Raw genomic sequence first — 20,986 nt, forward strand, 5'->3', positions numbered from 1 at the left:
AAGAGTGAGCGTCGATCTCTTCAGAGATCAGTGTTCACTCTTGGGAGGTCTCACGCAAGAGCAGTGCTCACAATTCTGCCGCCGGACCCGCCACGTCGACACCGTTGTGGACGACCCGGGCCTCACCGTGCTCGGCGGGGTCGCGCACGACGTCCGGCGCCTGCTCGGCACGGCGGTCGCCCAGCGAATTCAACATCCCGGTGACGTCGACACCGGAGGATTCGAGGGTCTCGATCACTCCCGCGACGACCTGCGGGCTGATCCCGAGAACCGAACCGAGCGAGCTCTGCGCCGCGTCCGAACCACCGACGATCGAGATCCGATCGATGTCGCCGACCGGTTTCGCCGCGGCTGCGGTCGCATCGACGAGCGCGGCGAGCACGTCCGGCAGCGTGAGCAACCGCGCGGCCTGCGGCGAGTAGGCGTTGAGCGCCTCGGCGACCTTCTGCTTGCCGTCCGCCTCCGCTTCCAGCTTGGCCCGCAACCCGTCCGCTTCCGCCTCGAGCCTCGCGCGCAGACCGTCCGCTTCCGCCTGCTGCTCCGCACGCAACGAATCGGCGGCCACCTTGCGCGCCTCGGCCTCGGCCTCGAGACGTGCGCGAAGTCCATCCGCCTCGGCCTGCTGCTCGGCACGCACCGCGTCGGCGACGAGCTTGCGCGCGTCGGATTGGGACGCACCGGTCTGCCGTGCCGACTCCGCCTGCGCCTGCGCCCGCAGGATCGTCGACTGCCGCTCCCCCTCGGCGCGGGCGACGGACGCCTGCTTCTCCGCTTCCGCGGGGGCGATCACGTCCGCTTCGAGGGCGGCCTGGGACTGCTCGGCGCGACGCCGTTCGACCTCGGTACGGGCGAGCACCCGCGCGGCCTCGGCCTCTTCCCGCGCGATCCCGACGGCCTTCTCGGCCTGCGCCTGCGCCAGCGGACCGGCCTGGTCTGCCTGGGCGTTCTCCGCCTCGGTCTGCGCGCGCAGCCGCGCGAGCTCGATGTCGCGCTTCTGATTGGCCGTGGCGATGGCGGTGTCGGCCTCGGCCTGGGCGACCGACCCTTCCTGACGGGCCTTCGCCGACCGGATCTGCGCATCGCGTTCCGCCTCCGCGGTGCCGACCGCGGCGTCGCGCTTGACCTCGGCGATCCGTCGCTGACCGAGGGATTCGAGGTACCCGTTGAAGTCGGAGATCCCGGCGATCTTGAGGACGTCGACCTCCATCCCGATCCGCGCGAGGTCGCCACCGGCCTCGTCGACGACGCTGCGGGCCAGCGAATCACGATTGGAGTTGAGGTCCTCGACCGTCATGGTCGCGGTGATGCCGCGCAGCGAGCCCGCGAGGATGTCGTTGATCTGCGCGCGCAGAGCCCGCAGATCGGACGTGAGGAAGCGCTGCACGGCGGTCTGCACCGCCTCGTCGTTCGATCCGATGCGGACCAGGCCGACCGCTTCGACGTTGACGGGCACGCCGTCGTTGGACAACGCGTTCTCGAGGCCGATGTTCACGTCGAACGGTTCGAGCGACATGATGTCGACGCGCTCGAGGCCCGGAATCTTGAAGCGGGCCCCGCCGCGGACCACCTTCGGCTTGCCGCGGCCGGTGAAGACCGCGACCTCGTTGGGCGGAACCTTGATGTAGTTCCGGACGTACACGAGCGGCAGCACGACGAAGACGACGAGCGCCACCGCCACAGCCACCAGAATGATCGACACCATCGTTCCTCGACCTTCGTTTCAGTTCGATTCGGGGACTTGCAGATCCGGATCGGAGGCATCGGGCACGGCGACGACGTGCACGTAGTCGGGGTCGACGTCGGCGATGTACACGCGGGTGCCCACCGGCAGATCCCGGGGTTCCTCGGTCACGGCGCGGGCGCGGACCCGGCCACCGTCCTCGTCGGTGAACGACACCTCGCCCCATCCGCCGTGGGCGAGGGCCAGGGTGACCGTCCCCAGCGCACCGATGTAGGAGTCGCGCCCCACATGCGAATTGGCCTGCTGCCGAAGCAGATAGGGCAGCAGCAGACCGTGGGTCAGCGAGACGAGCACACCGCCTCCGAGCACCGCCACCAGGAGCGACGACACCACACCGAGATCGAAACCCGCTGCGACCATCCCGCCTGCACCGATCCCGAAGAGCGCGGTCGCGATCGTGGTCGGCCCGAGAATCGGCATCCCGTCACCGCCCGCCCCACCGGTGAGCTCACCGAGTTCGCCGACGACGAGCGAGCCGACGATGCCCACGAGGCCCACCACGAAGCACACGACGAACGCGACGGACATGTTCCCCCCTCCGGATGCGGCCGATGATATCCGAGCCGGGCGATTCGGGCAGGGTTCATCCTGTGCGGGGCACCGACCGGTGTAGCCCTACCGGTCGGGCACCGCCTCGAGCGGCACGGTCAGGTCGAGATAGTCCGGATGCGCGGCGAGGAACCGCTGCACGTACGTGCACACGGGCCGCACCCGCCAGCCACGCAGACGCGCCTCGTCCAGGGCACCACCGACGAGCACCCCGGCGAGTCCCCGGTGCCCGAAGTCCTCGACGATGACGGTGTGGAGGAAGTCGACGACAGGGTGCGAGCCCGCCGGGACACCGGAGGGACGCCCCGTGTCGTAGTAGCCGAGTATCCCCACGAGGTCGCCGTTGAGTCGCAGCTCGAACCGGTTCTGATCGGCGTTGTCCGACACTTCGACGGACGACAGGTTGATCATGAACGCCTCCGGTGGGGTGTGGTGCTGATGTGACGCACGCCACTATAGAACACGTACACCGTGCACGTTAGAGGAGAAGCTCCCCGGCCACCCCTGTCCTTCGTTCGGAGGACGTCGCCACTGCCGATCGGAGCCCGCGCACACCCCGGTATGGTCTTGCACCGTGAAACTGCTGCCCTTGGCTCCGCGCGGGGAGACCCCGGTTCGCGCACTGACCATCGCCGGCACCGATTCCGGCGGCGGCGCGGGAATCCAGGCCGATTCCCGCACCATGGCGCTGTGCGGTGTGCACGCCTGCGTCGCCGTCGCGGCCGTGACGGTGCAGAACTCGGTCGGCGTCACCGGCTTCCACGAGATCCCGCCGGACACCGTCGCCGCGCAGGTGCGGTGCGTCGTCGACGACATCGGCGTGTCGGCCGCCAAGACGGGCATGCTGGCGTCCACCGAGATCATCGAGGCCGTCGCCGCGGTGTGCGCCGAGGTCGGGATCGGCAAGGGGCGCGCCGTGCCTCTCGTGGTGGACCCGGTCTGCGCGTCCATGCACGGCGACGCACTCCTGCACGCCGAGGCCCTCGACGCGGTCCGCACGGTCCTGATCCCGCAGGCCACCGTCGTCACCCCCAATCTCGACGAGATCCGTCTGATCACCGGCATCGACGTGGTCGACGATGCGACCGCGCGCCGCGGCGCCGAGGCCCTGCACGCACTCGGTGCGCAATGGGCGATCGTCAAGGGCGGGCATCTGCGGACGTCCGCGGACAGCACCGACCTGCTGTTCGACGGCGATCGCTTCCTCGAATTCACGAGCCCGCGGATCGACACCGGCAACGATCACGGCGGCGGCGACACCCTCGCCGCGGCGATCGCGTCCGCGCTGGCGCACGGTCGGTCGGTGCCGGACGCGGTGGCGTTCGCGAAGGAGTGGGTCACCCGCTGCCTCGAGTGGTCGTACGACCTCGGGCACGGCCACGGTCCGGTCAACCCGATGTGGCGCCTCCACGAGGCACCCTGAATCGTTTCGCCGCTATTCGGTGAACTCCGCCCGTGCCTGCGCGCGCACCTCACCGCTCGGTACGCCGTCGGGACCCTCGATCGACAGCGCGTACACCGCGGTTCCGTACGCGACGGCCGCCGCGTTCACCGCGAGCGCCTCGCGATCGATGTTGGCGAGATCGTCCTCGGGTGCGTGGTAGTTGGGGTCGAAGGGCTCGTCGGCGTGTCCGCCCCACTCGCCGGCCTGCTCCGGGGTCTTCGGTTCCTCGGCTCCGCTGAACACACCACCGGCCGGTATGCCGACGGCGATGAACGGACCGTAATCGGATCGACCGTCGAAATCGGTTCCGCCCGCGTCGATCCCCCGGCCCGCGAAGAATCCGGCGAATGTGCGTTCGATCCCCGCGGACCCTTCCGGCCCCGGGCCGGCGCCGACCCCGTCGGAGTCGTCACCGTCGAACAACAGGTACCCGGGGTTCGGGGAACCGAGCATGTCGAAGTTCAGATACAGGGCGATCGCGTCGCGTTCCTCCGGTGACAACGATTCGACGTAACGACTCGACCCCACGAGTCCGACCTCCTCGGCTCCCCAGAACGCGAACCGCACGGCGTTCGTCACGGCCGGATCGGGACCGAGTTGCAGCGCGGTTTCGAGAACCGCCGCGACACCGCTGCCGTTGTCGTTGATGCCCGGGCCCTCGGGCACGCTGTCGAGGTGTGCCCCGACGACCACCACGTCGTCGGTGGATCCCGTGGTGGTCTGCGCGATCACGTTGCGGGAGGTCTGTCGTTCGGTGCGCGTGTCGAGGGTCAGTGCGGCCGAGGTCGCGACCGCGAACCGCTGCCCGTCCGCCGCACTCACCCCGCCGACCGGGATACGCGGTTCGGTCTGCTCCGACAACGCGGCCCCGGCGAGCGGGCCGTCCTCGTTGTTGACCACCAGCAGGGCTGCCGCACCGCTGTCCGCGGCGACCTGTTCCTTCACCGCGAACGTGCACACGCCGCGGTCGACGACCACGATCGCGCCGGCGGCGTCGAGGTCGTCGTAGTCGGTCGCGTCGCATCCGGGTGTGTCGTCGAGCGGAACCCGCACGACGGGTGCGGTGAGCCCGTCGGGTCCTGTGCTCGGTGACAGGCCCAACGCACGCACCGGCACGTCGACGCCGTCGACGGTCAGCGACTGCGCCTCGACGCCGAACAGGGTGGCGTCGAATTCCGGGGTCCGTACGTCGAATCCGGCGTTGCGCAGCGCACCGGCGACGTAGTCGACGCTCGCGTCGTAGCCGGAGGTGCCGAGCGCCCGGTTACCGTCGTGTTCGCCCGCGATACGGTCGAGTTCCACCAGGTGTGCCGTGACCGCGTCGACGGTCACCGCGTCGGCGAGCGCCGGCGCATCGATCGGTGGCGGTGGTTCGGGATCGCTCGAGCATCCCGCCAGCACGACCGCCGCCACGATCACGCATCCGAACCGTCCCCACCCGGTGCACACCATCCGCCGAGCGTACCCGCGCACCACGCCCGCGGTCGGTTCCCGCGGGCGTGTTCGGCTCCCGCGGCTGCTGTTGCGGCGGTGGGAGCCGATTCCGTCCGCGGGAACGGCGGATCAGGCGTCGCGCCTGTCGACCACCAGCAACGAGATCCCGAAGACGACCAGCGTGAACACGGCGAAGTACACCAGGGACCCCCACGGTCCCCAGTGGAAGTCCACGCTCTGTTCGATGCCGAGGAAGTGGTTCGCGTTGGCGAACGGCAGGAACGGCATGACTTCGCGCCCGAAGGACCCGAACAGATTGAACAACGACTCGATGAGCAGCGGCCACAACAGCAGCAGCGCGATGGTGCCGGCGGACTGCCTCAGCAGCGTCCCGACCCCGACGGCGAGGACCACCGCGAAGAACGCGAACAGCGGGATGCCGTAGACGGGCCGCCACCCGGCATCCCCGTCGAACACCAACTGTGCGCCGGCCTCCTCTCCCGCAACCGCCTTCGTGATGTACACGGCGATCAGACCCACGACACCGGTGAGGATCGCGCCGAGCACACCGATGAACACGGATTTGACGGTGAGCACGAGCGGGCGGTTCGGCATCGCGATGAACGTCGTGCGGATGACGCCGAACCGGTATTCGCTCGTCACCGACAACGCGGCCAGGATCATCAGGACGAGGACCCCGAACCCGGTGACACCACCGACTGCCGCGTCGATCGTCGGATGGAACCTGCCCGCCGGATCATCGATGGACATCGACGACCGGGCCACCGCGCCGATCATCGCCGCGAACCCGAGACCCAGCGCGACGATCACCGCGAAACACCACCACGGTGACTGCACCGACGTCAGTTTGATGCGTTCGGCACGCATCGTCTCCAAGGCGATCGACGCCATCACAGTCCGCCCTTCATCATGTCGTCGACACCGGTGCCGTGGAACTCGACGTCCCCGCCGGTCAGTTTCATGAACGCGTCCTCGAGCGACGCGCTGCGTCCGGCCAGTTCGTGCAGCACGATCGAACGGGCGGCGGCGAGCTCGCCGACCTCCGCCGTCGTCGCACCGGACACGCGCAACGCACCGTCGTCGTCGACGGCCGTGTGGCCACGTTCGGTCAGCGCCGCGCGCAGCTCGTCGAGTTGGGGGCTGCGCACCATCACGACGTCTTCGGAGGCGCGGTCCACGAACTCCTTCACGGAGGTGTCGGCGATCAGCTTGCCGCGACCGATGACCACGAGGTGATCAGCGGTCTGCGCCATCTCCGACAGCAGGTGACTCGACACGAGAACGGTGCGGCCCTCCGCGGCGAGAGCCTGCATGAACCGGCGGATCCACACGATGCCCTCGGGGTCGAGGCCGTTGACGGGTTCGTCGAACAGCAGCACCCGCGGATCACCGAGCAGCGCGCCGGCGAGGCCGAGTCGTTGCGACATACCGAGCGAGAATCCGCCGGCGCGTTTCCCGGCGACCTCGGTCAGACCGACCTGCCGCAGCACTTCGTCGACGCGCGAATCGGGCAGACCGTTCGATGCGGCGAGCCACCGCAGGTGCGCGCGGGCGGAGCGGTTCGGGTGCACCCATTTCGCGTCGAGCAGTGCGCCGACGGTACGCATCGGCCTGGTCAACTCCCGGTAGCGCTTACCCTCGATCAGCGCGGTACCCGCGGTCGGGGTGTCGAGGCCGAGGATCATGCGCATCGTCGTGGACTTCCCGGCACCGTTGGGGCCGAGGAATCCGGTGACGATGCCGGGGCGGACCGTGAACGTCACGTCGTCGACCGCGGTCGTGGACCCGTAGGTCTTGGTCAGTCCGGTCACTTCGATCATGGGTGACAGCCTGCCGGAAAACGGCCCTGCTCGCAGTGATCCGAGCGTGCGCTACGGCTCGAGCGGCGACGATGCCTGCGCCCAGAAGCGTTTCGGGATGCGTCCGGCATGTCGCGCGCGGAATCCTGCTTCGACGGCGTGGCGCATCGCCGACGCCATCAGCGCGGGATCCCCGGCGCGGGTGACGGCGGTGGCGAGGAGCACCGCGTCGCACCCCAGTTCCATCGCGAGGGCCGCGTCGGAGGCGGTACCGATGCCGGCGTCGAGGATCACCGGCACTCCGGCGGACTCGACGATCATCTCGATGTGGTGGGGGTTGGCGACACCGAGTCCGGTGCCGATCGGTGACCCGAGGGGCATGACGGCGGCGCAGCCGACGTCCTCGAGCCGGCGCGCGAGGACCGGGTCGTCTGTGGTGTACGGCAGGACGACGAATCCGTCGTCGACGAGTTGCTCGGCGGCCGCGACCAGTTCGAGGGCGTCGGGCAGCAGGGTCCGTTCGTCTGCGATGACTTCGAGTTTCACCCAGTCGGTTTCGAGGGCTTCCCGGCCGAGTTGCGCGGTGAGCACCGCTTCCTTCGCGCCGCGACAGCCCGCGGTGTTGGGCAGCGGGTCGATGCCGAGTCGACGCAGCAGGTCCAGCACGCCGGTGCCGGAGGTCGCGTCGACGCGGCGCATCGCGACGGTGGTCAGTTCGGTGCCGGACGCCACGAGGGCCTCCTCGAGCACGGCGAGGTTCGCCGCGCCGCCGGTGCCCGTGATCAGCCGGGACCCGAAGGTCTTTCCCTCGATCGTGAAGACCGGCAGGTCGTCGCCGGGGTGCGTGCGCTCCGCGGTCGCGTGCTCAGCCACCCTGCACCGCCGTGAGGATCTCGACGGACGCGCCGCGCGCGACCGGCTCGGACCAGCGTCCGCGCGGGCACACCACACCGTCGACGGCGACGGCGATACCTTTGTCGGGCAACCCCATTCGGGCGATCAGGTCGCTCACTGCGGGCTCCCGCCCGAACGTCATCTCCTCACCGTTGACGGTGACGGCCACCGGAATGGTCATCGCAGCTTCTCCTCCGTGAATCGTCGATGGTCGGCGCGCTTCGCCTCGGGCATCGGATCGTCGGCCAGTTCGGCGAGGACCGCGTCGGCCGTGAGCGGCGTGAACAGCACGCCGTTGCGGCCGTGCCCCGTCGCGACGATCACCCGCTCGGACAATCGGCCGATCAACGGCAGGTTGTCGGGGCTCATGGGTCGTAGTCCCGCGCTCGCCTCGTACAACGCGTATTCGCCGATCGTGGGCAGCAGGATCTCGGCGTCGGCGATCAGGTCGCGCACCCCCGCGACGGTCACCTCGGTGTCCGCGGCCTCGTACTGGGTGGCACCGACGACCAGTCCGTCACCGCGCGGAACCAGATAGGCGGGCCTCCCGTGGACACTCGCGCGCACGGTGTGCCGCGGCGGCGGGGTGGCACCGGGCCGTACCCGCAACCGCAGGACCTCTCCCTTGACGGGACGCACGGGCAGTCCCGGCCACAGCCGCGCCGATGCCGACCCCGCGGCGAGGACGACCCGGTCGTCGGTCAGCTCCGCGACGTCCCGCACGGGTGCCGCGACGAACCGGACACCCGCCGCGGACGCGGCGCGGCGCAGCGCGTCGACGAGCGCCCGGTTGTCGACGGACAGTTCGGTGGGGGCCAGCAACCCGAATCGGATGCGGGGACCCAGCGCGGGTTCGAGGTCCCGGATGTCGGCGCGGCCGAGTGTCCGCATCTCGTACCCCTGCGCCCGCACCCAGTCGGCGACCGTCCGCAGGTCCGCGGCGTCGGCGGCGTCGAGCGCAACGGTCATCGACGCGGTCGAGGTGAACACGTCCGTGCCGGTGGCGTCCCGCAGGTGCCGCGCGAACCCGGGCCAACGGTCGAGGGACGCCGCGCCGAACGCGAGGACGTCCTCCTCCCCCGGCCAGCCCTCCGACAGCGGCGCGAGCATCCCTCCGGCCACCCAGGATGCACCCGAACCGGGGTCCGGGTCGTGCACCGTGACGGTCCAACCGGCGTGGGCGGCCCGCCACGCGACGGACAGCCCGATCACTCCGCCTCCGACAACGGACAGGGTCGACATCGAAAACCACCTCACTCCCTGCGCCGGCATGATCCGGGTCAGGTCATAACGGTCGGGGCCGGCAGGCCCCCTCTCAGCCCCGTGTTCCTCGGGACTCCCGTGTCGTCATGTTCTCCGGAAAGGTTACCGTCTTGTGCGTGAGCTCCCACCGCGGCAACCGTCCCGATCTTCGCGCGCGCCTCGCGACCGCGCGCCTGTACCTGTGCACCGACGCCCGGCGCGACACCGGTGACCTGGCGCGTTTCGTCGAAGAGGCACTCGCGGGCGGCGTCGACATCGTCCAGCTCCGCGACAAGGATTCGGCCGGTGAGAAGAAATTCGGCCGGATCGAGGCACGTGACGAACTCGCCGCGCTCGAGGTGATCGCCGACGCGTGCGCCCGGCACGGTGCGTTGCTCGCCGTCAACGACCGCGCCGACCTCGCACTGACGGCCGGCGCCGACATCCTGCACCTCGGTCAGGGTGACCTCCCGGTGGCGCAGGCCCGCCGGATCGTCGGTGACGAGATGATCATCGGTCGGTCCACCACCACCCGTGGGCAGGCGGCCCTGGCGGACCTCGAGGAGGGCGTCGACTACTTCGCGTCCGGTCCGGTGTGGGACACCCCCACGAAACCGGGACGCACCGCCAACGGGCTCGAGGTGATCCGCGAGGTCGTCGGCCTGCGGCCGCGGCGCCCGTGGTTCGCGATCGGCGGTGTCGACCTCGAGCGGCTGCCGCAACTCGTGGAGGCCGGAGTGGGTCGCATCGCGGTGGTCCGCGCCATCACGAAGGCGGAGGATCCACGCGCGGCCGCCGCAGCGCTCGCGGCGGCGCTCGACGGAACCTCGCAGTAGTCGCGACGGAACGTCGCCGCGTTCACAGCCAGCCCAGCACCGCCGACGGCGACAACGCCACGGTGCCGCGCGGCAACCGGTCGCGCAGGCCGCGGTCGGCGGTGACGACGACGGTCACATCCGCGTCCACCGCGGTGACGGTGGCGAGGCGGGCGAGTTCGTCGTCGCCGCTGCCCTCGGCGGTGTGTACCGGAACCCGAGCGTCGTCGACGACCGCGGTGCGGGCCCGCCCTTCCAGCACCGCTTCGACGCGCGACACCCACCCGAACACGTCGTCGGGCAGTTCGACGGTGCGCGGCACCGCGCCGGCGATCTCGGCGAGGAGCGTCGCGGTCGCGCCGGGGCGGTCGCGCCACCAGCCGGTCGGTCCGCGGGATCCGAGGATGTTCGCGGTGTCGAGCAGCATCCGCACCGGCCGGGTCCGCAGCGACGGCCAGGACTGCGCGAACCCGCTGTGCAGGGCCATCGTCTCGACGTCGTCCTCGGGTACCCACCGCAGTTCGGTGCTCTCCTGGTTCAGCGTGGTGTCGAGCGGTGCGGGGGCGTCGGCGACGACCGTGGTGTACGTCCAGCCACTGCTCGCGCCGGAGGTCACCCGCTGCGCTCGGACCGCCACGGAACCGACGTCGATCCCGGCTTCCTCGTGGGCCTCACGCACGGCGGCGTCCACCGTGCTCTCGTGACTGTCGCGGGCACCACCCGGCAACGCCCAGGTACCGCCCTGGTGACTCCACGCCGCACGGTGCTGCAGCAACACCGCGGGGGTGCCGTCGGCGAGCGGCGCGCGCAGCAACAACCCGGCGGCACCGTGCCGACCCCATCGGAGTTCACCGTCGGGTCCCGTGGCCCAGCCGTCCCCGTCGCCTTGCATCGCATCCACCTTCCTGCCCGGTCGCGCCTGCCCGCCACCGCCGCGACCGGCCGTGACCGCGCACGACCACCCCCGTCGCTCGGCCTGCTTATATGCTCGCCACAGACCGGTGTCGGACGAAAGGGGTGTGCGGTGCACGTGCACGCGTCGCTGTCCGACAACTCACCACCGGTGTCCGATTCGGGTGCAGCCCAGACTACCGAGGATCCGGGCAGATGGGGCGAACGCACCGACAGGTGGCGCGACGTCCTGCGCTCCACACCCGCGAAGCTGGTCGCGCTCGGGATCGTCCTCGCCGCACTCGTCATCGCGTCGGGGGCTGTTTCCGCGCAGGCCGTCAACGGTCGCAAGGCCACCCACGATCGGCTGCTCACCACCGTCGAGCCGCTCGCGAACGCAGCGCAGGATCTCTACAGCGCCCTGTCGGTCGCCGACGCCGCCGCCACCACCGGGTTCATCGCCGGAGGCATCGAACCGGTCGCGGTCCGCGACCGGTACCACGCGGCGATCGACGAGGCGTCGGTGCAACTCGTGGTCGCCGCGGCAGGATTGGCGGAGGAGGATCGGCTCGGGGCGCAGAACGTCGCGGAGATCGCCCGCACCCTCCCGATCTACGCGGGCCTGATCGAGACGGCGCGCACCGCGAACCGCACCGGAAATCCCGTCGGGTCGGCGTATCTGAGCGAAGCCTCGGCCCTGATGCAGAACACGATGCTGCCGGTCGCGCAGGAACTCCACACCCAGGGTGTCGACGCGGTGGGATCCACGCAGCGGGCGGCGGTGCGACCACCGTGGGTGGCGATCGGGCTGCTGATCCTCACCGTCACCGCCATGTGCATCGCGCACGTGCTGGTCAGCCGGAGGACTCATCGCACGTTCAACCTCGGATTGCTCCTCGCGATCGGTGCGATGGGAGTGCTGCTGTGCTGGCTGCTCATCGCGGGGCTGGCATCGTCGAGTGCGACGCAACGAGCCCTCGAACAGGGCGCCCGCCCACTCGCGACGCTCACCGAGAGCAGGATCCTCGCGCAGCAGGCCCGCACCGCCGAAACGCTGCTTCTGGCCCGCCGCGACTCGAGCGGAACCTACGATCACGCGTTCGACGACTCCATGACCCGGCTCGGGGACCGCCTCGACGGGTACACCGACGACGGCGCCGAGATCGGAGGGGATGCCGTGGCCCGCGCCGCCGCCGCCCGCACCGCATGGATCGCATCGCACAACCGGACCGTCGCGGCCCTCGCGCGCGGCGACTACGAAGCGGCCGCGGTCCTCGCGACCGGAACCGGCCCGGACGAAACGGCCGCGCAGTCCGCGACCGTCGACGCCGCGCTCGGCGACGCCATCGAGGAGACCCGCGCGGAACTGCGCGACAACGAGTTCCGTGCGTCCCGCACCCTGTCGGGTCTGACATCGATGTCGATCGCGCTGTCGATCGTCGCGTTGGTGTGCATCATCGTCGGACTGTTCCCCCGATACCGGGAGTACCATTGAGCCGCCGCAGAACACCGCTCTTCCGCACCGTCACCGGCGCGGCAGCGGCCCTGTGCGCCGTGGCGGCGCTCGTCGCCGGATGTGCCTCCGACATCGAGCCGACCGACACCGTGGACATCGCGCCCCGATCGGCACTGCCCATGCCCGACGGGGCCTACCTCGCGCCGTCACCGACCGCGCCGCCACCGGAACCCGACTGCGGTGACCCCACCGCGAGCCTGCGGCCGACGGGCGACGACACCGGACCCACCCTCGACGCGATCCGCGCGCGGGGCCGACTCGTCGTCGGACTCGACACCGGCAGCAACCTGATGAGCTATCGGGATCCGGCGACCGGGCTCATCACCGGATTCGACGTCGACATCGCCCGGGAGATCGCGTACGACCTGCTCGGCGACCGCACCGCCGTGGACTTCCGCATCCTCAGCTCCGAGGAACGCGAACAGGCCCTCGTGGACGGTCTCGTCGACATCGTCGCCAAGACCATGAGCATCACGTGTGAACGCCGCGAGCACGTGGATTTCTCGACGGTGTACTTCCGGGCGCAGCAACGCATCCTGGTGGTCCGCGGCTCCGACATCACCGACGTGCCCGATCTCGCGGGCCGGCGCGTGTGCATCGCGCGGGGCACCACGTCGCTGGCGCGGATGCAGCAGGTACAGCCGGCCGCGTCGATCCTGACCGTACCGACGTGGGCCGACTGCCTCGTGGTGCTGCAGCAACGTCAGGTCGACGCGGTGAGCACCGACGACACGATCCTCGCGGGGCTCGCCTCCCAGGACCCGTATCTCGAACTCGTCGGCCGTTCGCTGGGGGTCGAACCGTACGGCATCGGGATCACGCTCGGCAACGACGATCTCGTCCGGTTCGTCAACGGCACCCTCGCGCGGATCCGCGCCGACGGCACCTGGGCCGAGTTGTACGACCGGTATCTCTCCGTCCTGGGACCGACGCCCGCCCCACCGACCGCGACATACTCGGACTGAGGTGATCTCGTGACCGGCCCCCACCCCGACACTCCCGATCCGGAGGCGACGGGCGCGGACGTCCCCACCGCGGCGACGCCCCGCGACGTCGACGTCCCCACCTCGCGCGCCGCGGCACCGGAACCCGATGTCGCGGTCACCGCGCCGTCGGACGGACCGGACACCCGCCGATCGTCGGTGCCGTCGCAGCGCACCTCGACGCGGCGCTCACGACCCCGCACGACCCGGCGCCGCCGGGTCGCGGACCTCGTCGACGTGCCGGTGCCCGCACCGGTCGATCCCACCACCGCGGTGCTGTCGGACCCGCACGTCGCGGAGGGCAAACGGTTCTGCTGGAAGTGCGGCACCCCCGTCGGACGCACCACGGCCACCGGACCGGCGCAGACGTCCGGTGCCTGCCCGAAGTGCGGAACCCGATTCGAGTTCACCCCGGCGTTGGGCCCCGGGGATCTCGTCGCCGGGCAGTACGAGGTGCAGGGGTGCATCGCGCACGGCGGGCTCGGCTGGATCTATCTGGCGATCGACCGCAACGTCAGCGACCGGTGGGTGGTGCTCAAGGGTCTGCTCCATTCCGGTGACGCCGAGGCCCAGGCGGTCGCGGTCGCCGAGAAACAGTTTCTCGCCGAGGTCGGGCATCCCGGCATCGTGCGGATCTACAACTTCGTCGAACACCCGCAACCGGACGGCACCCCCATGGGGTACATCGTCATGGAGTACGTCGGCGGGCATTCACTGCGCGACGCGCTGCGCACCTACCCCGACGGTCGGCGCATGCCCGTGACCGAAGCCATCGGCTACATCCTCGAGGTGCTGCCCGCACTGGGCTATCTGCACGAGGTGGGTCTGGTGTACAACGACTTCAAACCCGAGAACATCATGGTCACCGACGAACAGGTCAAGCTCATCGACCTCGGGGCCGTCGCGGGCATCGAGGACTACGGTTACCTGTACGGCACACCCGGCTACCAGGCGCCCGAGATCGCACGGACCGGACCGACCGTCGCGAGCGACATCTACACGGTCGGACGCACCCTGGCCGTCCTCACGCTCGCCATGCCCTCCGACAAGGGCCGCTACAGCGACGGACTGCCCGACGTCGCGCAGGCGCCGCTGCTCGGCGAGTACGACTCGTACCATCTGCTGCTGCTCCGCGCGACGAACCCCGATCCGGAGCAACGTTTCTCGTCCGCCGACGAGATGGCCGGGCAGCTCACCGGGGTGCTGCGTGAGATCCTCGCCCAGCAGACGGGGTCCGACCGCCCCGGACTGTCGCGCATGTTCACCCCGCCGCGAACCACGTTCGGCACCGACGAAGCGCTCACCCGCACCGACGACCACACCGAGAGGGTCGACCACGACGAGTCCCTCTCCCCCCGCGACATCGTGCCCTCACTTCCCGTTCCGCAACTCGACCCCGACGATCCGAGCGCCCCCCTGCTCGCCGCCGCCGCGCACAGCGAACCCCGACAGACCCTGGACTCGCTCAAGCACGCCCGCGAGATCGGTGCCGAACGCACCGCCGACGCAGCCTTCTCCCGCGAACTCACCCTCGCCGAGGTCCGCGCCCACCTCGATCTCTCCGACGCCGAGCGCGCCGCGGCGATACTCACGCACCTCGAACACGAGGTCGGCTTCCACTGGCGGATCGACTGGTACGCGGGCATGACGAACCTGCTGCGCGAGAGCTATCAGGATGCGTACGACCGTTTCCACGAAGTCCTCCAGGCACTTCCGGGCGAACTCGCCCCGAAGCTCGCGCTCGCCGCGACGTCCGAACTGATCCTGCTGCACTGGGAGAGCGCCGATCCCGGTGCGTGGCAGGCCACCTGCGAGAACTACTACCGCACGGTGTGGCGCACCGACCACACCGTGGTGAGCGCGGCGTTCGGACTCGCGCGGCAACTCACCGTGCGCGGCGACCGCGCCGGGGCGGTCGCCGTCCTCGACCAGGTACCCGAGACGTCACGTCACCACCACACCGCGGGCATGACGGCCGCCCTGGTCCTGCTCCACGACGGCGACGTCGACGCGCTCACCGAGGCCGATCTGCGTCAGGCCGGTCTGCGCATCGCGTCACTTCCCCCCGACGAGGGCCGCCGGTTGCAGTTGACCGCACTCGTCCTCAACACCGCACTCGACTGGGTCCGCGCCGGTCACCGCGCCCACCACGACCACGAGCGCATCCTCGACGTCCCCTTCACCGAGCGGGGACTGCGGAACGGCACCGAGAGCGCCTACCGCGACCTGGCGCGGCAGGTGAAGGACCGTCTCCGCCGCTACGGACTCGTCGACCGCGCGAACGCGGTGCGTCCCCGCAGCCTGTTCTGACGCCGACCGTCCGAACCCCGCGACGCCACTCGCGTCGCTACGAGAACGCCGCTGCGGCACGGGCGATGGCGAGTTCCTCGTCGGTGGGGATCACCAGCACCTCCACCTCCGACCCGTCCGCGGAGATACGTCGCTCACCGTCGTTCGGCATCGCATTCCGGTCCGGGTCGACGACGATACCGAGACGGCGCAGCCCGGCGAGGCTGTCGCGGCGCACGTCGACGTTGTTCTCCCCGACCCCGCCGGTGAACACGATCGTGTCGACACCACCGAGTTCGACGAGGTACGCGCCGATGTATTTGCGGAGCCGATGCACGTACACGTCGTAGGCGAGTTTCGCGTCGGCGTCCCCCTCCTCGACGAGCCCGAGCAACGCCCGGAAATCGTTGACCCCCGACAATCCCTTCAGCCCCGACTGCCGGTTGAGCAACCGATCGATCTCGTCGACTTCCATCCCGGCCGCCCGATTGAGATGCATGAGCACCCCGGGATCGATGTCGCCGCTGCGCGTCCCCATCACGAGCCCTTCGAGCGGGGTCAGCCCCATCGACGTGTCGATCGGCCGTCCACCCGCGATCGCGGATGCCGACGCACCGTTGCCGAGATGCAGCACGATCTGGTTCAGCTCGGTCGTCTCCCGACCGAGGAACGCTGCGGCACGCCCCGACACGTACTCGTGCGAGGTGCCGTGGAACCCGTAGCGACGAACACCGTGGGCGCGCGCCACCTCCCGATCGATCGCGTAGGTGGCGGCGGCGGCCGGCAGGGAATGGAAGAAGGCTGTGTCGAACACCCCGACGTGCGGCACATCGGGAAGTTCCTCCCGCGCGACCTCCATTCCGATCACGTTCGCGGGATTGTGCAGCGGCGCCAGCACCGCGAGTTCGGCGACCGTCGCCACGACGTCGTCGTCGATGAGGGTGGGCTCGTAGAACACGGCGCCGCCGTGCACCAGGCGATGCCCGACCGCGACGATCCCCACCTCCCGCAGCGGCCGGCCCAGACCTTCGAGCATCTCGAGGACCTTCCGCAGACCGAACCGGTGGTCGGGGATCCGCCCGACGTGCTCGTCGGTTCCCGCGGTGTGGTGGAAGACGATGCGCCCCTCCGGCTCACCGATCCGCTCGATCAGCCCGTGCGCCGGGGCGTCACCCGTCTCGGGGTGCAGCAGCTGGAACTTGATCGACGACGAGCCCGAGTTCAGGACCAGGACGGTCCCGGCGGTGTCCGGCAGTCCGGCACTCACTGCATCTCCTTCTGGGATTGGATCGCGGTGATCGCGACGGTGTTGACGATGTCCTGGATCAGCGCGCCGCGCGACAGGTCGTTGACCGGCTTGTTCAGTCCCTGCAACACGGGGCCGACCGCGACCGCGCCGGCGCTGCGCTGCACCGCCTTGTAGGTGTTGTTGCCCGTGTTCAGGTCGGGGAAGACGAACACGGTCGCCTTCCCCGCGACCTCCGAACCGGGCAGCTTCGCATCGGCCACGGACGGTTCGATCGCCGCGTCGTACTGGATGGGGCCCTCGACGGGCAGGTCGGGGCGGCGCTGCCGCACCAGCGCGGTCGCCTCCCGCACCTTGTCGACGTCGGCGCCCGAACCCGATTCGCCCGTCGAATACGACAGCATCGCGACGCGCGGTTCGATCCCGAACCGCGCGGCCGTCGTCGCCGACGAGATCGCGATGTCGGCGAGCTGTTCCGCGGTGGGGTCCGGCACGACCGCGCAGTCGCCGTACGCCAGAACCCGATCGGACAGGCACATCAGGAAGATGCTCGACACCGTCGAGACGCCGGGTTCGGTCCGGATGATCTCGAACGACGGCCGGATGGTGTGTGCGGTGGTGTGGGCGGCACCGGACACCATGCCGTCGGCGAGATCGAGGTGCACCATCATGGTTCCGAAATACGAGACATCACCCATGATCTCGCGTGCCCGCTCGACCGTCATACCCTTGTGGGCGCGTAGCCGCGTGTACTCGTCCGCGAACCGGTCGACGTGCTCGGAGGTGCGGGGATCGACGACGCGCGCCGCCGACAGGTCCACTCCCAGCTCCGCGGCCCGTTGCCGGACCGCAACGTCGTCGCCGAGGATCGTCAGGTCGGCGATGCGCCGTTGCAGTACCCGACCCGCAGCCCGCAGGATCCGGTCGTCGCTGCCTTCGGGCAGCACGATGTGGCGTCGCTGTTCGCGGGCACGGTCGACGAGCTGGTACTCGAACATCTGCGGGGTCGTCACCGACGGCCTCGGCAACCGCATCCGCTCGAGCAACGCCGACGCGTCGACGTGCTGTTCCATCAACGCGAGCGCAGTGTCGATCTTGCGTTGCGCCGCCAGCGCCATGCGTCCACGGGTACGGTCGGCGGCCGCGGCGGTGTCGAAGGTACCGAGTTCGGTGGTGAGGATCGGCAGGCTCGGTTTCATCCCCGCCATCAGTTGCGCGATCGCCGGATGCGGGAGCAGTCCACCGTTCATGATGATGCCCGCGAGAGTCGGGAATCCCTCCGCCGCATTCGCGTCGACCAACGCCAGCAGCACCTCGGAACGGTCCGCCGGGACGATCACCACCATGCCCTCGGTGAGGCGTTCGAGGATCCGTTCGGCGGTCATGCCGCCGACCATGATGCGCAATGCCTCACGCTGCAGGAGGTCGGGGTCGCCGCTGTAGAGCTGCCCGTCGACGGCCTCCTTCAACTCCCACATGGTCGGGGCCACCAGGACGGGGGTCTCCGGCAACGTCCACACCGGTTCCGGGCGGTCGGCCATCGCCGCGGCGACCGCATCGAGTTCGTCCGGATCGCAGCGGTTGACGACCGTCGCGCCCAGATGCGCGTGGTGCGCCGACAATTCGTGCGCGCACATCTCGGCGAGCTGCGCGAGATCGTCGGCACTGCGACGCGATCCGCGCAGCACCAACAGGACGGGCGCATCGAGGTTCGCCGCGATCCGCGCGTTGTACGACAGTTCCGTCGGGTTGCCGACATCGGTGAAGTCGCTGCCCACGACCACGACGGCATCGCACCTGTCGGCGACCGCGTGGTACCGGTTGACGATCTCGCTGAGCGCCGCCTCCGGATCGGCGTGCACGTCGTCGTAGAGCACGCCGATGCAGTCCTCGTAGTCGACATCGACGGTGGTGTGCTCGAGCAGCAACTCGAGTATGTAGTCGGTGTCGCTGCCGGAACGCGCGATCGGCCTGAACACCCCCACCCGGGCCGTGGACGCGCACAGCATCTGCAGGACGCCCAGCGCAACGGTCGATTTCCCGGTGTCACCCTCCGGTGCAGCAATGTAGATGCTCGACACCGTTCCCTTGCCGTTCATGGATGTCACCCTAGTGCGGTGCACATCGAGGTGCCCCGACGCTGTGGCGAAGGCTACCCGGGGGCGCCGGTCACATCTGCGGGCCGTCGCCGGCGCCCGCGGGTCGGGCTGCCAGGACGACGAGGAGCACCCCGACCCGGCACGTTCGACGATCCTGTGCACGCTCGCACTCCCGTCGAAGCCCACCGGAGCGCGTCGAACGGGAAGTTGCGTGCGGGATTCTCGGATTCGTCGCACACCGGTCGTCACGACCACTGTCGTCTTCGCACCGGTCCAGGCTCAGTAGACTCCCCGCGGTGACCCCGCTCGAACTGTTCCTCGTCGCCCTCGCCGGGCTCGGAGCCGGTGCGATCAACTCGCTCGTCGGCTCCGGGACCCTCATCACCTTCCCCACGCTCATCGCGTTCGGGGTACCCCCGGTGACGGCGACGATGTCGAACGCGATCGGTCTCGTCGCCGGTGGCGTGTCCGGCACGTGGGGGTACCGCCGAGAACTACGTGGGCAGTGGCCGCGGCTGCGCTGGCAGATCCCCGCGTCCTTCGCCGGTGCGCTGCTCGGCTCGTGGCTGCTGCTGAACCTGCCGGAGACGGTGTTCGAGACGGTCGTCCCCGTCCTGCTGATCCTCGCGCTCACCCTCGTGGTGCTGCAACCGAAGATCCAGGCGTGGGTGTTGCGCCGTGCCGGCGGCGACGCCGACGGCAGTCTCGGACCGGTGCGGTGGACGTTGCTGATCGTCGGAACGTTCGCTGTCGGCACCTACGGCGGCTACTTCACGGCGGCGCAGGGCATCCTGCTCATGGGTCTGTTCGGGGCGATCCTCACCGACCACATCCAGAAACAGAACGCCGCGAAGAACCTGCTGTCGCTGATCGTCAACGTCGTCGCCGCCGTGTCCTACACCCTCGTCGCGTTCGATCGGATCAACTGGACGGTCGCGGCGCTCATCGCCGTCGGGTCGCTCGTCGGCGGGTGGCTCGGCTCGCACTACGGGCGGCGACTGTCGCCGGTGGCGCTGCGATCTGTGATCGTCGTCGTCGGTCTGATCGGGCTCTATCGCCTGCTCGCCTGAGCATCCGGTGGAAGACTGGGGGTCGTGAACGCGGACGACACCCCCACCGACACCCCGGCCTGGAACTACCTGATGGACATGGACGGTGTCCTCGTCCACGAGAACAGTCTCGTCCCCGGCGCCGACCGGTTCCTCGACGAGCTGCGCGCCGAACGGATCCCGTTCATGGTGCTGACGAACAACTCCATCCGGACCCCGCGTGACCTGCGGGCGCGGTTGCTGCGCACCGGCCTCGACGTGCCCGAGGAGTCGATCTGGACGTCGGCGCTGGCGACCGCGACGTTCCTCGCGAGTCAGCGTCCGGGCGGGTCGGCGTACGTGGTCGGCGAATCGGGGTTGACGACGGCACTGCACGACATCGGGTACGTCCTCACCGACACCGACCCCGACTACGTGGTGCTCGGGGAGACCCGCACCTATTCGTTCGAGGCCATCACCACGGCGATCCGGCTCGTCGAGCGCGGTGCCCGGTTCATCGCCACCAACCCGGATCCCACCGGACCGTCGCTGGACGGCTCACTGCCCGCGACGGGTTCGGTGGCTGCGCTCATCACCCGTGCGACCGGTCGCGATCCGTACTTCGTGGGGAAACCGAACGCGCTGATGATGCGGTCGGCGCTGCGGGCGATCGGCGCCCACTCCGAACACACCCTGATGATCGGCGACCGGATGGACACCGACATCGTGTGCGGACTCGAAGCCGGACTGCAGACCGTGCTGGTGCTCACCGGCATCTCGAGCCGGGAGTCGGTGGAACTGTATCCGTACCGGCCGACCCGCGTCGTGGAGTCCGTCGCCGACCTCGTCGGTCGCACCACCCGACCCTTCGACGACTGACCCCCGAAACGACCCGTGCGCGTTTCTGGTAGCCGGAGCTACCAGATGATGCGCCGGCGCGTCGAAGAACTCGTTCCCGCCGACCTGCGCGAACGTGAACTGAAGCTCGGGCGCGG

At 69.8% G+C, this 20,986-nt stretch carries 19 protein-coding genes and 1 riboswitch; of the genes, 7 read left to right on the forward strand and 12 right to left on the reverse strand.

Features of this window, described 5'->3' with window-relative positions:
• Positions 1-67 precede the first annotated feature (67 nt).
• The 3 genes from LDQ05_RS06580 to LDQ05_RS06590 form a co-directional block, all read right to left on the reverse strand.
• Positions 68-1,702, reverse strand: coding sequence for a flotillin family protein (locus tag LDQ05_RS06580; protein WP_226436094.1), 1,635 nt, complete (start codon positions 1,700-1,702; stop codon positions 68-70).
• A gap of 18 nt (positions 1,703-1,720) precedes the next feature.
• Positions 1,721-2,269 (reverse strand): NfeD family protein, encoded by a 549-nt coding sequence (locus tag LDQ05_RS06585; RefSeq protein WP_226436095.1) that lies wholly within the window; start codon positions 2,267-2,269, stop codon positions 1,721-1,723.
• Between the two features lie 87 nt (positions 2,270-2,356).
• Positions 2,357-2,701: a GNAT family N-acetyltransferase gene (locus tag LDQ05_RS06590; protein WP_226436096.1), complete on the reverse strand. Its 345-nt coding sequence runs from the start codon at positions 2,699-2,701 to the stop codon at positions 2,357-2,359.
• 163 nt (positions 2,702-2,864) lie between these two features.
• Between LDQ05_RS06590 and thiD the strand changes: the two genes are divergently transcribed.
• On the forward strand, positions 2,865-3,713 hold the full coding sequence (gene thiD / locus LDQ05_RS06595; RefSeq protein ID WP_226436097.1) for a bifunctional hydroxymethylpyrimidine kinase/phosphomethylpyrimidine kinase: 849 nt from the start codon (positions 2,865-2,867) through the stop codon (positions 3,711-3,713).
• Positions 3,714-3,725: 12 nt separating this feature from the next.
• Here thiD and LDQ05_RS06600 read toward each other — a convergent pair whose 3' ends face one another.
• The 6 genes from LDQ05_RS06600 to thiO form a co-directional block, all read right to left on the reverse strand.
• Positions 3,726-5,186 carry a M28 family peptidase gene (locus LDQ05_RS06600; RefSeq protein ID WP_226436098.1) on the reverse strand — a complete coding sequence of 487 codons (1,461 nt, stop codon included), beginning with the start codon at positions 5,184-5,186 and terminating at the stop codon, positions 3,726-3,728.
• A 111-nt stretch (positions 5,187-5,297) separates the two neighbouring features.
• Positions 5,298-6,065: an ABC transporter permease gene (locus tag LDQ05_RS06605; RefSeq protein WP_226436113.1), complete on the reverse strand. Its 768-nt coding sequence runs from the start codon at positions 6,063-6,065 to the stop codon at positions 5,298-5,300.
• Between the two features lie 14 nt (positions 6,066-6,079).
• On the reverse strand, positions 6,080-7,009 hold the full coding sequence (locus LDQ05_RS06610; protein ID WP_226436099.1) for an ABC transporter ATP-binding protein: 930 nt from the start codon (positions 7,007-7,009) through the stop codon (positions 6,080-6,082).
• Positions 7,010-7,060: 51 nt separating this feature from the next.
• Entirely contained in the window at positions 7,061-7,861 is an 801-nt protein-coding gene (locus LDQ05_RS06615) for a thiazole synthase (RefSeq protein ID WP_372461044.1), read from the reverse strand.
• Positions 7,854-8,063 (reverse strand): sulfur carrier protein ThiS, encoded by a 210-nt coding sequence (gene thiS / locus LDQ05_RS06620; RefSeq protein WP_226436100.1) that lies wholly within the window; start codon positions 8,061-8,063, stop codon positions 7,854-7,856. The genes LDQ05_RS06615 and thiS overlap by 8 nt, the downstream gene beginning before the upstream one ends.
• Positions 8,060-9,124 carry a glycine oxidase ThiO gene (thiO, locus tag LDQ05_RS06625; RefSeq protein ID WP_226436101.1) on the reverse strand — a complete coding sequence of 355 codons (1,065 nt, stop codon included), beginning with the start codon at positions 9,122-9,124 and terminating at the stop codon, positions 8,060-8,062. Before thiO ends, thiS begins: the two co-directional genes overlap by 4 nt.
• Positions 9,123-9,235: riboswitch (TPP riboswitch) on the reverse strand. It overlaps the preceding gene by 2 nt.
• Positions 9,236-9,261: 26 nt before the next feature.
• Here thiO and thiE point away from each other — a divergent pair.
• Positions 9,262-9,960, forward strand: coding sequence for a thiamine phosphate synthase (thiE, locus tag LDQ05_RS06630; protein ID WP_226436102.1), 699 nt, complete (start codon positions 9,262-9,264; stop codon positions 9,958-9,960).
• A gap of 22 nt (positions 9,961-9,982) precedes the next feature.
• Here the strand turns inward: thiE and LDQ05_RS06635 are convergent, their stop codons facing one another.
• A complete protein-coding gene (locus tag LDQ05_RS06635; RefSeq protein ID WP_226436103.1) occupies positions 9,983-10,831 on the reverse strand; it encodes an NUDIX hydrolase in 849 nt (282 codons plus the stop codon).
• 132 nt (positions 10,832-10,963) lie between these two features.
• Between LDQ05_RS06635 and LDQ05_RS06640 the strand changes: the two genes are divergently transcribed.
• From LDQ05_RS06640 to LDQ05_RS06650, 3 genes are read left to right on the forward strand one after another with little or no spacing between them, the layout of a single operon-like run.
• Complete coding sequence (locus LDQ05_RS06640) at positions 10,964-12,325, forward strand: GlnX family signal transduction membrane protein (protein ID WP_226436104.1); 1,362 nt, start codon at positions 10,964-10,966, stop codon at positions 12,323-12,325.
• On the forward strand, positions 12,322-13,311 hold the full coding sequence (locus LDQ05_RS06645; RefSeq protein WP_264184526.1) for a glutamate ABC transporter substrate-binding protein: 990 nt from the start codon (positions 12,322-12,324) through the stop codon (positions 13,309-13,311). The genes LDQ05_RS06640 and LDQ05_RS06645 overlap by 4 nt, the downstream gene beginning before the upstream one ends.
• 9 nt (positions 13,312-13,320) lie before the next feature.
• Positions 13,321-15,639, forward strand: a complete 2,319-nt coding sequence (locus LDQ05_RS06650; protein ID WP_226436105.1) for a serine/threonine-protein kinase — start codon at positions 13,321-13,323, stop codon at positions 15,637-15,639.
• 37 nt (positions 15,640-15,676) lie between these two features.
• On the opposite strand, the gene LDQ05_RS06655 is transcribed toward LDQ05_RS06650, so the two are convergent.
• A complete protein-coding gene (locus tag LDQ05_RS06655; protein WP_226436106.1) occupies positions 15,677-16,885 on the reverse strand; it encodes an acetate kinase in 1,209 nt (402 codons plus the stop codon).
• Positions 16,882-18,963, reverse strand: a complete 2,082-nt coding sequence (gene pta, locus LDQ05_RS06660) for a phosphate acetyltransferase (protein ID WP_226436107.1) — start codon at positions 18,961-18,963, stop codon at positions 16,882-16,884. Before pta ends, LDQ05_RS06655 begins: the two co-directional genes overlap by 4 nt.
• A gap of 296 nt (positions 18,964-19,259) precedes the next feature.
• Between pta and LDQ05_RS06665 the strand changes: the two genes are divergently transcribed.
• Positions 19,260-20,033: a sulfite exporter TauE/SafE family protein gene (locus tag LDQ05_RS06665; RefSeq protein ID WP_226436108.1), complete on the forward strand. Its 774-nt coding sequence runs from the start codon at positions 19,260-19,262 to the stop codon at positions 20,031-20,033.
• A 72-nt stretch (positions 20,034-20,105) separates the two neighbouring features.
• Positions 20,106-20,870 (forward strand): HAD-IIA family hydrolase, encoded by a 765-nt coding sequence (locus tag LDQ05_RS06670; RefSeq protein WP_226436116.1) that lies wholly within the window; start codon positions 20,106-20,108, stop codon positions 20,868-20,870.
• The last annotated feature ends 116 nt before the right edge of the window (positions 20,871-20,986 follow it).

The organism is Rhodococcus yananensis, assembly GCF_020515525.1.
In the GTDB taxonomy this organism is placed as follows: domain Bacteria; phylum Actinomycetota; class Actinomycetes; order Mycobacteriales; family Mycobacteriaceae; genus Rhodococcus; species Rhodococcus yananensis.